Origin of the sequence: Achromobacter sp. ACM03, from assembly GCF_014851665.1 — a bacterium.
Classification (GTDB): Bacteria; Pseudomonadota; Gammaproteobacteria; order Burkholderiales; family Burkholderiaceae_B; genus Achromobacter; species Achromobacter aegrifaciens.
Genome location: NZ_JACVAD010000002.1, coordinates 1,122,549 through 1,137,376, shown reverse-complemented (window position 1 = coordinate 1,137,376; position 14,828 = coordinate 1,122,549). Strand labels below are relative to the sequence as shown.

Annotated in this window: 16 protein-coding genes; 9 read left to right on the top strand and 7 right to left on the bottom strand. The window is 65.5% G+C overall.

The window, feature by feature from the left end:
- Positions 1-72: 72 nt before the first annotated feature.
- The 3 genes from IB257_RS13385 to IB257_RS13375 all read left to right on the top strand — a co-directional run bounded on the left by IB257_RS13385 (position 73) and on the right by IB257_RS13375 (position 3,058).
- A complete protein-coding gene (locus tag IB257_RS13385; protein ID WP_119449463.1) occupies positions 73-1,179 on the top strand; it encodes a porin in 1,107 nt (368 codons plus the stop codon).
- A gap of 134 nt (positions 1,180-1,313) precedes the next feature.
- The gene (locus IB257_RS13380; protein ID WP_054451716.1) at positions 1,314-1,697 is read left to right on the top strand and encodes a hypothetical protein; all 384 of its coding nucleotides are present in this window, start codon (positions 1,314-1,316) and stop codon (positions 1,695-1,697) included.
- 35 nt (positions 1,698-1,732) lie between these two features.
- Positions 1,733-3,058, top strand: coding sequence for a ParB/Srx family N-terminal domain-containing protein (locus IB257_RS13375; protein WP_192492421.1), 1,326 nt, complete (start codon positions 1,733-1,735; stop codon positions 3,056-3,058).
- A 23-nt stretch (positions 3,059-3,081) separates the two neighbouring features.
- Here IB257_RS13375 and IB257_RS13370 read toward each other — a convergent pair whose 3' ends face one another.
- Positions 3,082-3,687: a glutathione S-transferase family protein gene (locus tag IB257_RS13370; RefSeq protein ID WP_054451718.1), complete on the bottom strand. Its 606-nt coding sequence runs from the start codon at positions 3,685-3,687 to the stop codon at positions 3,082-3,084.
- A 118-nt stretch (positions 3,688-3,805) separates the two neighbouring features.
- Between IB257_RS13370 and IB257_RS13365 the strand changes: the two genes are divergently transcribed.
- The 4 genes from IB257_RS13365 to IB257_RS13350 all read left to right on the top strand — a co-directional run bounded on the left by IB257_RS13365 (position 3,806) and on the right by IB257_RS13350 (position 6,858).
- Positions 3,806-4,789: a YafY family protein gene (locus IB257_RS13365; RefSeq protein ID WP_125471217.1), complete on the top strand. Its 984-nt coding sequence runs from the start codon at positions 3,806-3,808 to the stop codon at positions 4,787-4,789.
- 99 nt (positions 4,790-4,888) lie between these two features.
- Positions 4,889-5,305, top strand: coding sequence for a gas vesicle accessory protein GvpU (gvpU, locus tag IB257_RS13360; protein WP_175160217.1), 417 nt, complete (start codon positions 4,889-4,891; stop codon positions 5,303-5,305).
- A 167-nt stretch (positions 5,306-5,472) separates the two neighbouring features.
- Complete coding sequence (locus IB257_RS13355) at positions 5,473-6,123, top strand: response regulator (protein ID WP_054451720.1); 651 nt, start codon at positions 5,473-5,475, stop codon at positions 6,121-6,123.
- A gap of 39 nt (positions 6,124-6,162) precedes the next feature.
- Entirely contained in the window at positions 6,163-6,858 is a 696-nt protein-coding gene (locus IB257_RS13350; RefSeq protein WP_175180701.1) for a pentapeptide repeat-containing protein, read from the top strand.
- Here the strand turns inward: IB257_RS13350 and IB257_RS13345 are convergent.
- From IB257_RS13345 to IB257_RS13335, 3 genes are all read right to left on the bottom strand, one after another.
- Complete coding sequence (locus tag IB257_RS13345) at positions 6,826-7,833, bottom strand: helix-turn-helix domain-containing GNAT family N-acetyltransferase (protein WP_054451724.1); 1,008 nt, start codon at positions 7,831-7,833, stop codon at positions 6,826-6,828. The genes IB257_RS13350 and IB257_RS13345 overlap by 33 nt on opposite strands.
- Positions 7,834-7,920: 87 nt before the next feature.
- The gene (locus IB257_RS13340; RefSeq protein ID WP_054451725.1) at positions 7,921-8,565 is read right to left on the bottom strand and encodes a DNA-3-methyladenine glycosylase I; all 645 of its coding nucleotides are present in this window, start codon (positions 8,563-8,565) and stop codon (positions 7,921-7,923) included.
- Positions 8,566-8,573: 8 nt separating this feature from the next.
- A complete protein-coding gene (locus tag IB257_RS13335; RefSeq protein WP_119449469.1) occupies positions 8,574-8,984 on the bottom strand; it encodes a lysozyme inhibitor LprI family protein in 411 nt (136 codons plus the stop codon).
- A 99-nt stretch (positions 8,985-9,083) separates the two neighbouring features.
- On the opposite strand from IB257_RS13335, the gene IB257_RS13330 reads away from it, so the two are divergent.
- Positions 9,084-9,902: a metallophosphoesterase gene (locus tag IB257_RS13330; protein ID WP_192492420.1), complete on the top strand. Its 819-nt coding sequence runs from the start codon at positions 9,084-9,086 to the stop codon at positions 9,900-9,902.
- On the opposite strand, the gene IB257_RS13325 is transcribed toward IB257_RS13330, so the two are convergent.
- The 3 genes from IB257_RS13325 to IB257_RS13315 form a co-directional block, all read right to left on the bottom strand.
- On the bottom strand, positions 9,892-12,081 hold the full coding sequence (locus IB257_RS13325; RefSeq protein ID WP_192492419.1) for a TonB-dependent receptor: 2,190 nt from the start codon (positions 12,079-12,081) through the stop codon (positions 9,892-9,894). The two genes, IB257_RS13330 and IB257_RS13325, sit on opposite strands and share 11 nt — an antisense overlap.
- 110 nt (positions 12,082-12,191) lie before the next feature.
- Positions 12,192-12,623 carry a YciI family protein gene (locus IB257_RS13320; RefSeq protein ID WP_054451730.1) on the bottom strand — a complete coding sequence of 144 codons (432 nt, stop codon included), beginning with the start codon at positions 12,621-12,623 and terminating at the stop codon, positions 12,192-12,194.
- A 190-nt stretch (positions 12,624-12,813) separates the two neighbouring features.
- Positions 12,814-13,863, bottom strand: a complete 1,050-nt coding sequence (locus IB257_RS13315; protein ID WP_192492418.1) for an NADP(H)-dependent aldo-keto reductase — start codon at positions 13,861-13,863, stop codon at positions 12,814-12,816.
- A 160-nt stretch (positions 13,864-14,023) separates the two neighbouring features.
- On the opposite strand from IB257_RS13315, the gene IB257_RS13310 reads away from it, so the two are divergent.
- On the top strand, positions 14,024-14,800 hold the full coding sequence (locus IB257_RS13310; RefSeq protein ID WP_175180698.1) for a hypothetical protein: 777 nt from the start codon (positions 14,024-14,026) through the stop codon (positions 14,798-14,800).
- Positions 14,801-14,828: the final 28 nt, after the last annotated feature.

Below are 14,828 nucleotides of genomic sequence, written 5' to 3'. Positions count from 1 at the left end.
ACAGCGCTGAGCTACATGCTCGCGTGCTGTTCCCTTTTGTTTTTTCCACCCCTCAACCAGGAGTCCCCAAGGATGAAAAAGACGCTGCTCGCCGCCGCAATGTTCACGACTTTTGCAGGCGTTGCTCAGGCAGAATCGTCGGTAACTCTCTATGGTGTCATCGACACCGGCATCGGCTACAACAAGATCAAAGGCGATGGATACGACGGTAGCAAGATAGGCATGATCAACGGCATCCAGGCCGGCTCGCGCTGGGGCCTGCGCGGCGCCGAAGATCTGGGCGACGGCCTGCGCGCCACGTTCAAGCTGGAAAGCGGATTCGACTCGGCCAACGGCCAGCGCGGACAGTCCGGCCGCCTGTTCGGCCGCCAGGCCACCATCGGCCTGGCCAACGACGCCTGGGGCTCGCTGGAGTTCGGCCGCCAGGCCACGGTGGGCTCGAACTACCTTGCCGACATCGACCCCTTCTACACCAGCTACACCCAGTCCAACATGGGCCTGGGTTTCAGCGCCGCCAACACCATGCGCTGGGACAACATGGTGATGTACAAGACGCCTTCGGTGAACGGCTTCGAACTTGGCATCGGCTACTCGTTCAATGCGGACGACACGACCGCCGACCAGACGGGTTTTCGCACCGCCGACAATACCCGCGGCATCACCGCCGGCCTGCGCTACGTGCAAGGTCCGCTGAACGTCGCGCTGACCTACGACCAGCTCAACGGCTCCAACCGCGGCTCCATCGACCATGACGCCACGCCGCGCCAGTACGCGCTGGGCGTGTCCTACGACCTGGAGGTCGTGAAGCTCGCCGCCGCCTACGGCCGCACCACCGACGGCTGGTTCGTCGGCCAGGACCTGCCGGCAGGCACGCCCTTCAGCGATGAATTCGGCACCAACCGCTTCGTGGATGGCTTCAAGGCCAACTCCTACATGCTGGGCGCCACTCTGCCCCTGGGCAGCGCAAGCAGCCTGTTCGCGTCGTGGCAACACGTGTCGCCGAACAACGACAAGCTGACCGGCGGCGACACCAACATGAACGTCTGGAGCGTGGGCTACACCTACGACCTGTCCAAGCGCACCAACCTGTACGCCTATGGTTCGTACGGCAAGGACTATGCCTTCATCGACGGCCTGAAGAGCACGGCCGCCGGCGTCGGCGTGCGCCACACGTTCTAAGCAGGTCAGCGGAGCGGCTGCGGGGCCGCTTCCGCTGTCGGCGAATCCGTCCGATTCGAAGCCCCCTGGTATCGGGCTTCTTTAATATCGCCCGAGAGCCTGACGTCATCCGCATGTACGTCCAGGAGGCTCTCATGCACAAACCGCTCCCCCATACTTCTGCTTTCCCCGCCGCGGGTACGCTCGCGGTATACGCCGCGCTGGCGCCGGATCACCGGCAACTGGTCAAGGACACCATGACCCAGGATCTCGATGCGCTGGAGCAAGCCGCCGAGAAACCCGACGCCCTCGCCACCGCCCAGATGCTGCACCGCATACAAGGCGCGCTGCTGGCCCTGCAGATGCGCGCGCCAGCCTCGCACTTCGAGGCGCTGGAAGAAGAACTGGCAGAAGGCCTGTCCGCCGCCGCAGCCGCCAGAATCCGCCGTCAGGCCACCGTCGTGCGCGGCCTGATGGACAGGCTGCATGCGTGGCAACCCGTTCCGGTGCAATCTGCAGGAAACACGCGTCCCTCATGATCGGCTATCTTTGAAACCAGATCCTGAAACGGACCATGCCCTCTACCTCTCTTCCCGCGCGTCGCGCTTTTCCCGCCCGCCGGCAACGTTTGTTGCATGCGTTGGCCGCGGCTTTGCTGCCGCTGGCCCTCGCAGCCTGCAACGGCGGCAGCGACGACCATGACGACGAACCCGTCACCGTCGCGCCGCCTCCCGTCGAAGAAACGCCCCCCGCAGAAACCCAGCCGCCGCGCAATACGGCCTATCTGCAGGCCAAGCCGGGCGACGTCATCCAGGTCCGCATCGAGGAACTGCATCCCACCCAGGCCGCCATCGGCTACGACCAGATCTACTACAAGCTCGGCCGCTGGCAAGGGGACTTCGAACGCCCGACCTGGGCGGACAAGCCGGCACTGCAGCTGGACTACCTGAACCGCACGGTCGGCAAGAAGTTCGACGACTACTGCGAAGACATGGGCGGCGCCGAGCGCGCGCAGGAATTCCAGAGCATCGCCGAGGCGCGCGTCGCCCGCCTGGACCAGCCGGCCACCTATGCCTGCAAGAACGCCCCGGGCACCAACGCGGCCAACCTCAAGACGGTGGTGGTCGGCTGGGACGGCAACCTGTATCTGACCGACGGCCACCATACCTTCTCGTCGCTGCGCGAAATCGCCGATGGCGGCCCCAAGCTGCCGGTCTGGGTCAAGGTCGACGCCAACTACAGCATCCTGCCCAATGCGGCGGCGTTCTGGCAGCGCATGGTCGACGAACGCCGCGCCTGGCTGCGCGACGGCCAGAACCAACCCATCACCGTGGACCAGTTGCCCGCCCGCCTGGGGCTGGCCAGCGCCCAGGAAGCCGGCGGCATGCAAGAGGACCGCTACCGCTCGCTGGTGTACTTCACCCGCGACATCGCCTACAGCAATGGCAACCTGCCGGAGTTCGCGGAGTTCCTGTGGGGCGACTGGCTGCGCCGCCAGGCCGCGGGCGGCCAGCTGCCGGGCCTGGACCAGTACAAGATGATGGCGCCCGCCGCGCCGGCGCAGATCCTCGCTGTCAGCACGCTCGACAAGAGCCTGGCGCCTGCCGGCTCCAATGACAGCTATGCCGCCGCGGTGCGCGACGCCTCCCTGAAGATGAGCGCATTGAAGGACACCGACATCGTCTTCGATGACCGCGACGCTGCCGGCCTGGGACGTATCGCGCTGTCGCCCGACGCCGCCAGCGGCTCGCCCACCAAGAAGGCGCGCGACACCCTGGAAGAACTGCCGCGCAACGACGCCAAGAACGATGGCAGTCCGCGGGGCGCAGGCAAGCTGTGGTTCGCCGTGAACTACCGCAACTGCGGCAAGCCCGCGACCGGCACCTGCTGGGGCTGGTAAGCCGCGGCGCCCGCCCACGCGCGCTAAGCGTCGATCTGCATGGCGGGCCGGGCCTGGACCCGGTCCATCCATGCCCGCACATGCGGATGCGACGCCACTCTGGCGCCCAGATAGGCGCTGTAGCCGACCACCGAACCGACCACCAGGTCGGCCAATGAGTAGGCCGCGCCCAACATCCAGGGCTGCCGCGACAGATGGCCGTCCAGCACAGCCAGCAACGCGTCCACGTCATCCAATACGCGTTCCGCCTCGACGCCGCCGGGCGCGTCTGCGCCCTGCGTGGCGAGATACAGGCGCATCACCGCCGCGCCGTAGCTGACATAGGACCAGGCGCACCACGACATCGCCAGCAGGCGTTCGGGCGTGCCGGCGGCGGGCCACAGGCCGCGCTCCACGCCGTAGCGCTCTCCCAGCCATAGCTGTATCGCCAAGGTTTCGAACAAGGGAGCGCCGTCCACTGTCAGCGTGGGGACCTTCCCGTTGGGATTGAGCGCCAGGAATTCGGGGCGATGCTGTTCCCCCGTCCTGATGTCCACCTTGATGCGTTCATGCGGCACTTGCAGTTCAGCGAGCGCGCTGGCAACCGGGGTTGCGCTGGACATGGGGTGCCAATAGAAGACGATAGACATGGGCAAATCTCCAATTCGATCAAGGGATGTGCGTCGCGGCCCCTGCCGCTGACTACGGGGGCCACTGTAGAATCCATTGAGGACAGATTCCGCCCTCGATACGCGCTATCGTGCCGCCATGCTTACTTCCAGCAACCGCCTCCTGCGCCTGCTGTCGCTGCTGCAGACCCGCCGCCATTGGGCCGGGACCGAACTGGCCGCGACGCTGGCGATCCACCCCCGCACCCTGCGGCGCGACATCGACAAGCTGCGCGAACTGGGCTACCCCGTCCATGCCAGCAGCGGCGTGGCCGGCGGCTACGCCTTTCGCGCGGGAAAGGCGCTGCCACCCCTGTTGTTGGACGACGATGAAGCGCTGGCCGTGGCGCTCACGCTGCGCACGGCGGCCACGGGCACGGTGGGCGGCATCGAGGAAACCGCGCTGCGGGCGCTGGTGAAGCTGGAGCAGGTCATGCCGCAGCGCCTGCGCCACCGGGTCGACGCGCTGCGATCGGCCATCGTGCCGATCCCGCGCGACGGCGCGGCCGTCGACGCCACCCTGCTGGCCACGCTGGCAGCCGCCTGCCGCGACCAGTTGCGGGTCGGCTTCGACTATGCGGACGGCAAGGGCCGGGCAAGCACCCGACTGGTGGAGCCGCAAGGCTTGGCGCATACCGGATACCGCTGGTATCTGGTGGCCTGGGATCCCGCGCGCGAGGACTGGCGCACCTTCCGTATCGACCGCATCGCGGGCGCCCCGGAAGTCGGCGCGCATTTCGCGCCGCGCCCTCCGCCCGAAGGCGGCGATCTGCGCGCCTATGTCTCGCGCTCGGTCAACATGGCGCCGCATCCGGAGCCCGCGCGCGTGATCCTGCACGCGCCGCGCGCCGTCATGGCCACGCGCATCCCGCCGGGCGCCGGCCAGATCGAAGCGCTGGACGAAGCACGTTGCGTACTGCAATGCGCCGTGCCCAGCCTGGACGCGCTGGTGTACTGGCTGATGGCGCTGGACGTCGAATTCGAGGTGCTGGCGCCTGCGGCGCTGCAGGACCGCCTGCGTCTGGCCAGCGAACGGCTGGGGCGCAGCCTGGAAAAAATGGCAGTTCCCAAAGCGCGCGGATAGCGGTCGGATTTGGCTGTTTTTCGGCCTATCCCATTCTGTGTATTTCGCCCGCGATTCGAGTATCTTGGCTGCTTTCCAAACATTTCCAGAAATCACGCCATGAGCAACGTTCCCGACGCCGACGCCTTCCTGCAATTCCTCGTCAACCTGGTGAACAACGGCAGCCAGATCGAGAGCATCGGCGTCACCCTGCAGATGGGCGGCATGCTGGTGTCGGGTTCCATCGTGTCCGGGGCAGAGTACTTCGACAGCTTCGCCGCCAGCTTCACGGGATCCCTGGACAAGGTGGACGACGCCACTCGCAAGGCCGTGCATGCCTCGCTGACGGAACTGGGCGACGTCTTCCGCGTGCCCCAACCCGCTGACCCGCTGCCGAACTACATCCATCTCGCCGACGCCCTGTTCTTCACTGCCGACGGCACCCCCATCGCCGGACAGCCCACGCTGTGGCGCGGCCGCACCAGCGCGGTCGACGGCTTCGTGCTGGGCCGCCTGCAGGAAGAAGCGGCCGGCTGAGGCCGCCGATATCCCTATTGCGCATAGATCCCCGCCCCGGTTCTCGGGCGCGGGGCGCGCCGCTACGCAAAAACCACTACGCTATGGGTTTGCCTCCGCCCCCAACCCTGAGTCCGCCCGCCTTCTCTCCACTTGAAGCAAGGGCTCGCTTGAAGTCACTCCCCCGCATGGAAAGACTCCGCATCGTCCTGGTCGACGACCATCCCCTGGTCTTGATGGGGATGCGCGACCTGCTGGAAAAGGACCTCAACTTCGAGGTCACGGCCACCCTGCCCGGGCCGACCGCGCTGATCCAGCACCTGCAACGCGATATGCCGCACGTGGTCATCACCGACTACTCCATGCCCGGCGACGACACCTATGGCGACGGCATCCGCCTGGTCAAATACCTGACGCGGCATTATCCGGACGTCCAGATCGTGGTGCTGACCATGGTGTCGAACTCCATGATCATCTCGGCGCTCTACGACGCCGGGGTGGCCGCTGTGGTGCTCAAGCGCGACAACCTCACCGAAATCATGACCGCGCTGGAAACGCTGCATGCCGGCCGCAAGTACTATCCGCCCGGCTTCCAGCGCGACGGCGCGGCCGATGAGCGCAGCAAGTTCATCGGCGAACGCATCAACAGCCTGTCGCCCAAGGAATTCGAAGTGCTGCGCCACTTCATCCGCGGCGAATCCATGATGCAGGTGGCCGAGGCCTTGAAGCGCAGCGTCAAGACGGTCAGCGGCCAGAAGATCTCGGCCATGCGCAAGCTCAACGTCCGCACCGACCAGGAACTGATCGCCTTCTGCGTCGAAAGCGAAATCTTCCAGTAGGCTGTCCGTTTTCCGGAAATTCAGGCAGGAACGCGCAGCATGACGCAAAAAGCAATCGAGACGGTGGCGGGCCAGGAAGTGGACCGCAAGCTGATGCAGGGCTTGATCGAACAGTCGGCCGGCCGTCCGCTGTCGTTCCATGACTGCGACTTCCAGGACGCGGATTTTTCGCGCGTGGATCTGCGCGGCGCGCAAATGACCGCGTGCGCGATCGCTGGCGCTTCCTTTCAGGGCGCCACGCTGGCGGACTCCGTCTGGCTGCGCTGCCGCGGCGGCCAGGTGGATTTCGCCTCATGCGACGCCAGCGATGCCGTCTTTGAAAACTGCGACCTCAACAATGCCAACTGGCGCCGCGCCCGGCTGGCCGCCGCCCGTTTCCAGGGCTGCAAGCTCACCGGCAGCGACTTCGACGGCATCGCCTGCCTGGGTTGGTCGCTGGAGGAATGCCTGCTGGTCGGCGCGCTGCTGCGCGGCGTGTCGTTTCGCAAGACCGACGTGCGGCACCTGGACTTCTCCGATGCCGACCTGACCGGCAGCGATTTCCGCGACACCGTGTTCCATGGCGGCAGCCTGCGCAACGCCATCCTGAAGAATGTCCGCTTCGAAGGCGCCGACCTGCGCGAAGCCGACCTGGGCGGCCTGGACCTGAATTCGGCCGCGCGCCTGGCAGGCGCCACCATATCCAAGACTCAGGCGGCAGCCCTACTGGCCGAATTGCGCATCAGCGTGATCTGAAGCGCGCCGGCTGCGGCGGACAAAGCGCTGCTCGACCACCACGCTGCCCCACTGCCGGCCTTCGGACTCCTCGGCCAGCGTGAAGCCGGCAGCCTCGTAGAGATGCCTGGCTGCATCCAGCCCCTTGAAGGTCCACAAGTACGTCTCGTCGTAGTGGGCGTCGACAAACGCCATGGCCCGCTCCAGCAGGACGCGGCCCACGCCCATGCCGCGCAGCGACTCGTCGACGATGAACCAGCGCAGGTGCGCTTCACGGGCGGCAAGATCGCCATCGATGACGATGGAAGCCAGCGTCCTGCCGTTGTCCACGTACAGCCAGATGTTCTTGCCGGTGGCGGGCAGGCCTTCTGCGAACTCGGCCAGCTCGCTCGCGACCTTGCGTTCGAAGTACACGCCGAATCCCGAGGCCTGCGCGTAATAGCGCGCATGCAGGCTGGCCACGTCGCCGATGCAGCCGGGCAGGTAGCCCGCGTGGATCTGCTCTGCGATGCCGCCCGTGACGGCGGGCGCGGTGTTGGGGTTCTCGTGCGACAGGGCGTCGGCGTAAAGGGAAAGAAAGCGGATCAGCGACTGCTGGTCCTCTGGCGCCAGTTGGCGCAATGCCCGCGAAACCTGGTCGGTGGCGAACTGGTCTATCTGCGTACGCAGCCGGGTGCCGGCTTCGCTCAGGTACAGCCGCGACGAGCGCGCATCGTCACTGTCGGCCTCGCGCGTCAGCAGCCCGGCTGACTCCAGCTTGGCGACCTGACGGCTGGTATTGGACTTGTCCAACCTGAGGATGGCCGCCAGATCGCGCGCCTGGATGCCCGGCTGCAGGCCGATCTCGATGATGGCGTGGACGGCGGACGGGGCCAGCTCGCTGCCGGCCAGCGAGCTGCGCATGAAGCCCAGCTCGCGCACCAGTTTGCGTGAGAACTCCCGCAAATCCCGGATCGTCTGATCGCGGGACTGGATGGGGGTATCGATCAGATCCATGGCGCGCCCTTAAAGTTGCGATTCGCAACCAATATACTTGCGGATCGCAACCAATTCAACATTTTTCGCGTCAGTCGCTGCCGCGGCCTATTTCGGCCGCTTGAACCCCGCGCGCGCGGCCTCGACCGTCTGGCGGCAGACGCAGCCGCTCATGTGATCGTTGACCATGCCCACGGCCTGCATGAAGGCGTACATGGTTGTCGGGCCCACGAAGGTCCAGCCGCGCTTCTTCAGGTCACGCGACAGCGCCGCCGACGCCGGCGAGGTCGGATTGCCATTCCAGTAGTCCAGGTCCACGGTCGCGGGACGGTCCTGGGCCGGCGGCTCATGGCTCCAGAGCCAGGCCGACAATGAACCCGTCTCGTCGGCCAGGGCGCGTGCACGCCTGGCATTGTTGATGGCGGACACGATCTTGCTACGGTTGCGCACGATGCCCGCGTCGCCCATCAGGCGCTCGACGTCGCGCTCCGTGTAGCGCGCCACCCGCTCGAAGTCGAAGTCATCGAAGGCCGCGCGGAACGCCTCGCGCTTGCGCAGGATCGTGATCCAGGCCATGCCGGCCTGAAAACCCTCCAGGCAGATCTTCTCGTACAGGCGACGGTCGTCCGCCACCGGCCTGCCCCACTCATGGTCGTGATAGTCGGGCATGGACGGCTGCCAGAAGCAGCGCGCCACGCCCTGCTCGTCCGTGATCAGGCCCGGATCGTTCTTGTTCATCTCATCGGTCTTCATGCGGCGACTTACTGCTTGCCCGGCACCGGGCAGCTCAGGTCGCCTTCCTCGCACTTCAGGTAGGCCTGCAGTTCCTTGGTGCGCGCCTGCGTCAGTTTGTCCAGGCACAGGCTCAGCGTCATGGGATAGGCGCTGCCGCCGGACGTGCTGCTGGACGCGAAGGCGCACTCCGCATCGCGAAAGAACAGCCAGGCCTTCTGGGCGGCATGCAGCTGGGTCGTCGCGTCCCGGTCGTTCTTCAGGCGCGCGGTCACTTCCTTGTAGGCGGCGTTCAAGGCGGCGTCGGACTTGCGGTACGCCTGGTCGGCGCACAGGCTCATGTCCGTCTGCGTGGCCGCGTTGCCGCAATCCAGCGGCTGCGCCTGCGCGCTTGCGGCCAGCGCAAGCGCGGCAGCGGCGGTCATGATGGCGATACGCATGGGATTCCTCCTGTGTGGCTGGTGAACCAGGAAAGTGTCGCATGGAACAATGGCCTCCCGCAGCGGCGGCTGCGCCGCCAGTGGCCTAAGATGGCGGCTATGAAGATCCAATTGCTCTCCGACCTGCATCTTGAAACCGACCCGGATTTCCTGGCCCGGCCCGCGCCCGGCGCCGATCTGCTCGTGCTGGCCGGGGACATAGGCTCATACCGCCGCGGTTCGCTCATGACCGGCGACGACTTCGGCCTGGGCAACTATGCGCCGAACAAGGGCTGGCCCACGCCCGTGGTGTATGTCCCCGGCAACCACGAATACGACAACGTCGATTTCGACGAGACCCACGCACGGCTGCGCCAGCTTTGCGGCGAACTCGGCATCCACTGGCTGGAACGCGAGACGTTGGTCATCGATGGCGTGCGCTTTGTCGGCACCACGCTGTGGACGGATTTCGACGCGCTGGCCGCGCCCGGCGACACCGTCGGCGCGGCCCTGAAAAAGCGCGAAAAAGCGTTTCGCGCGGCGGACTTCTATCTGGAAAAGGCCGAAATGCGCCGCAACGGCGCGCCCTTCATGGCCGAGCAGATGCGCGAGCAGGGGCTGCTATGCCAGCAATGGCTGCAAGACGCCCTGCGCGCGCCCCACGACGGGCCGACCGTGGCCATCACCCACTTCGCCCCCACCTTGGCGAGCGCGGATCCGCGTTACGGCGTCACCCCCGGCACAGCAGGGTTCTGCAATGCGCTGGACGCCCTGCTGCCCCTGGCCGACGTCTGGATGCACGGCCATCTCCACTGTCCGCAGGACTATGTGAAGAATGGCTGCCGCATCGTGGCCAATCCGCTGGGCTACGCCAAGAAGGGCGAACAGCAGGACTTTGCGCCTGACCGCCTGTGGGACGTGACGGCGTCTAGAACTTGAGGCTGGCGCTCAAGGCGTAGGTGCGCGGGTCGCCCGCCTTCACGTAGTCCGGCGACTGGTATAGCCAGTAACGCTTGTCGGCCAGATTGTTGATGCCCGCGCGGAACGTGGTTTCGTAGCCGTAGATGCGCGTGTCGTAGGTGGCGCCGATATTGACGATGGCGTAGTCGGACACCTGGACCGCATTCGAAGCGCCCAGCATGGTGCTGCCGGTGTACTTCACGTCGGCCCTGAGTTTCAGACCCGGCAGTTGCGGCACCGAATACGCAACCTGAGCCGCGGCGACGAACTTGGGCGCGCCCGCCACCCGGTTCCCGGTGAAGCTGGAACCCTTCTTGTATTCCGAATCCAGGAACATCAGGCTGCCGCCCACGTTCCAGTTCGTCGCAATGCGCGTGGAGGCTCCCAGCTCCAGCCCTTGGTAGATCGACTTGCCGTCCTGCACCAGCTCATTGGCGGCGTTGGTGTATTCCGCCTTCTTCTCGATGCGGAACAGCGCCGCCGTGGCAGCCCAGCCGTCCTGGTTGGTCTTGATGCCCAGTTCGTACTGCTTGCTCTTGAGCGGGTCCAGCAGCGCGCCGAAGTTGGCGTAGGTATTGCCCACCGACGACCCCGGCTCCAGCGACTCGATGTAGCTGGCATAGGCCATGGTCTGCGGCGTGATGTTGTACATCAGCGCCACCGTCGGCGTCAGCACGCCGTTCTTGTCGTAGCGCGAATTGCGCACGCCCGCCGCGTCGAAACCGACCTGTTCGTAGTCGGTATAGCGCAGGCCGCCCAGCACGGACCAGCCGCCGGTCAGGTCGATGGTGTCGCTTGCGAACAGCGCCTTCTGCGTGATCTCCGCGGCGCGGTACAGGTCCAGGCTGCCCTCGCTGTAATAGGTGTTGGTGTTCTGCGTGCGCAGATTGCCCGTGCCTTGCAGCTGGTACACGCCGTTGGCGCTGTAGTCGTTCTTCTGCTTTTGCCAGGACGCGCCCGCCACCACCTGGTGTTTCAGCGGGCCGGTGCTGAACCTGCCTTCGAGCATGCCCTGCCATTGGTTGTAGGCATAGGCCTCACCGTAATCCGAGCGATAGTCCTGGTAGTCGCCCGCCTGGTTCTGCAGGAACAGCACCGATTCATTGCGACGGGTGCGAGTGGAGCTGTAGCTGTAGTCGGCGCGCACTGACCAATCGGACGACAGCTGGTACTTCAGCCCGGTCGAATAGAAGCGGAATTTATTGTCGGCATACGGGCCCTGGCCCACCAGCCTGCCGTTGTCGTTGCGCACCGGCGACGGCAGCTCCGAGCCCGCCATCTGGCCAGCGTAGATGGTCGGCTCCTGCCCGATCGCCTTGCGGTTCTGGTAGATGGACTGGAAGTCCCAGGTCAGCTTGTCGGTCAGGCGCGCGTCCAGCGCCAGCGACACCGAATCCCGATACAGCGAGCCGCCGTTATAGGTATTGCCCTCTTCATGCGTGGCGTTCAGGCGATAGCCGAAGCGGCCGTCGCCGCCCACGCGCCCGCCCAGATCGACGTGTTCACGCAGGAGGCCCTTGGACACATAGCCCAGCTCGATGCTGCGCACCGGCTCGTCGGTCGGCTTCTTGGTGACATAGTTGATCAGTCCGCCCGGCGAACCGAAGCCGTACATGAAGCCGGATGCGCCCTTGAGCAGGTCGATCTGTTCGAAGTGCTCGTAAGGCAAGGTGGTGACGTAGCTAAGGAAGGGCTTGCCGTCGATGCGGTAGGAATTCTGCCAATCCAGCGGCAGGCCGCGCACGCTCAGATAACTGGCCCAGGCGCCGTAGGAGGCGCTGTTGTCGGTGACGGATGCGTCCAGGGCGAACGCGTCGCCCAGCTTGCGGACCTGCCGCTCCTCGATATCCGCGGCGGTGACCACGGCCGTGGAAAACGGCGTCTCCAGCTGGCTGCGGTTGCCCAGCGCCCCGCTGTTCACCGGCGCGGACAGATGCTCCAGCGTGTCGTCCAGCGAGGTCGCGTTGACGGTCACTGCCGGCAACTGGGCCACGCCTTGCGCATCCCCCCCGACCGTCGGCGGCGGCGTGCCGGCGGCCTGGGCCTGGACGCCCCCGGAATGAACGATGCCCAGGGTCAGGGCTAGGGCATAGGGTGCAACGGCATGCCGCGCGTGCTTGCGCGCGCGGCACTTCCTGGCGGAAGCGGGACGGACCACGTTGAATTCTCCAGAGCGGGAGGGGAAGAAATGTCGACTTCTTATAAATAAGACTGATTCGCAATTATATTAATAACTGCGAACTTCCCCATGCCGCTCTGGCCCTGCGGTCACTGCTTGGACGCTTTCTCCAACTGATCGCGCAGCCGCTCCTCCTGGGCGCGCAGCTCCGCCGTGAACTCCTCGCCGAAGTCGTCGGCCTCGTACAGCGGGCGGATCTCGATGTCAGACGGGCCGGGCATCGGATTCGGACAGCGCTTGACCCATTCGATGGCCTCCTGCAGCGAGGCGCACTCCCAGAGCCAGTAGCCGGCGATCAGCTCCTTGGTTTCCGCAAAGGGGCCGTCTATCACCTGCCGGCTGCTGCCGGAAAAGTGCACCCGTGCGCCCTTGGAGCTGGGTTTCAGGCCGTCGCCCGCCAGCATCACGCCCGCCTTGACCAGTTCCTCGTTGAACCGCCCCATGTCGGCCAGCAGTTGCTGGGTGGGCATCACCCCTGCTTCGCTATCGGCGGTGGCCCTGACTTGAACCATGAATCGCATCTCGGTCTCCTTGTGTGGATGGTGGAACTTGCATGCTCCATCCACACGACGAACCGCGCCAGTCGAAATCGACAGCCGCCAGGAAAAAAAGTGTATCCGTGGCCGGGTCGGCGTCCTCCATGAAAAAACCCATGACGCCCGGAAAGCGTCATGGGTTCTTGCCGCCATGGCTGACGGGGCGATCAGCGCATCACGGCGCCGGATTCGGCTGGCGGGCGTGGATCTTGTCGATCGCCTCCAGCACCTCGGCCGACAGGGTCACGTCCACGCTGTCGATGTTCTCCTTCAGCTGTTCCAGCGTGGTCGCGCCGATCAGGTTGCTGGTGACGAAGGGGCGCTGGTTGACCCAGGCCAGGGCCAGGTGGGTGGGCGAAATGCCGTGCGTGCGCGCCAGTTCGACGTAGGCGCGGGTGGCGGCCTCGGCCTGCTCATTGCTGTAGCGGGTGAAGCGCGTGTAGAGCGTCAGGCGGGCGCCGGCCGGGCGCGCTCCGTCCAGGTACTTGCCGCAAAGCATGCCCATCGCCAGCGGCGAATAGGCCAACAGGCCCACGCCTTCGTGGTGCGAGTACTCAGACAGGCTGATCTCGTAGACGCGGTTCAGCAGGCTGTAGGCGTTCTGGATGGTTGCGATGCGCGGCAAGCTCTTGTTCTCGGCATGCCGCAGGAACTGGCCGACACCCCAGGGCGTTTCATTGGACACGCCGATGTGGCGCACCTTGCCGGCGCGCACGAAGTCCTGCAGCACCTCCAGCGTTTCCTCGATCGGCACGGTGTACTCGTCCTGGACCCAGGGATAGGACAGCTTGCCGAAGGTGGCCGTCGTGCGGTCGGGCCAATGCAGCTGATACAGGTCCAGGTAGTCCGTTTGCAGGCGCTTCAGGCTGGCATCCAGGGCCGCGGTCAGATTCTTGCGGTCCAGGTGGGTCTTGCCGTCGCGGATGTGGCCCGGACGCTTCGCGTCGCGCACGGGGCCCGCCGCCTTGCTGGCCAGCACGATATCCTGGCGGCGCTTGCTGCGCGCCAGCCAGGTGCCGATATAGGTCTCGGTGAGGCCCTGCGTTTCGGGCTTGGGCGGCACCGGATACATTTCGGCGACGTCAACCAGATTGATGCCACGCTCCAGGGCGTAGTCCAGCTGCTGGTGCGCCTCGGCTTCGGTGTTCTGCTCGCCCCAGGTCATGGTGCCCAGTCCGATCAGGCTGACATCCAGGTCGGTACGGCCGAGTTTGCGGTATTTCAATTTCTGCTCCGTGCGGTGTCGCTTACTAGGGAAGCGACACCTTACTCCAAGAAGCTTTTCAAATACCTGGCAACGATCCGCGGCTGCGGGTTATTCGCCCCTTGCCCGCCGCGCCGCACTCGGCATACGCTCTATCCCCAAATAACCACCGGAAATCAACGTGCTGCGCGAAATTGATGAAACCTACGTGTTTTTCATCTGCGTAATCGCTTGCCTGGCCATCATCGAGCTGGGCTTCCGGTTGGGGCGCAGGCAGCGCCGCGCTTCCGACGACGCCGCCAAGACCCATATCGGCGCGCTCCAGACCGCCTTGCTGGGCCTGCTGGCGCTGCTGCTGGGCTTTACCTTCGCGATGTCGGTGACGCGTTTCGAAACGCGCAAGAACCTGGTGCTGGAAGAGGCCAACGCCATCGGCAACGCCTATTGGCGCTCGCAGCTGCTGCCTCCTGCGGCCCGCGATCCCATCGCGAAGCTCTTGCTGGAATACACGACGACGGCGCTGGAGTTCAGCGACGCCGACAACGACAAGGAGCGCCTGGCCGCGGCCAGCGTGACGTCGCGGCGCATCGAGCGCCAGATCCGGAGCACGGCTGCGAGCGTCCTGGAGAACCCGCCGTCGATATCCACGGTCATGTTCATCCAGGCCATCAACGAAATGGCCCAGGTCAATGAAAAGCGCCGCGTCGCGCTGGAAAACCACGTACCCGAGCCCGTCTTCTATCTGCTCTTCATCGTCACCGGCGGCGCAATGGGCTTCATCGCCTACGGCACCGGGCTGCACAAGCGCAGGCGGCTGATCTCGACCGGCCTGTTCGCCACGCTTATTTCCCTGGTGCTGACCTTCATCCTGGACATCGACCAGCCAGCCAGCGGCGTCATCATGGTCAGCCAGGAGAGCATGGTGCGGATGAAGGCGACGCTGGAGCAGGAGCGCTAGACGCGCGGCGCCTGCGCCCCCGGTCCTG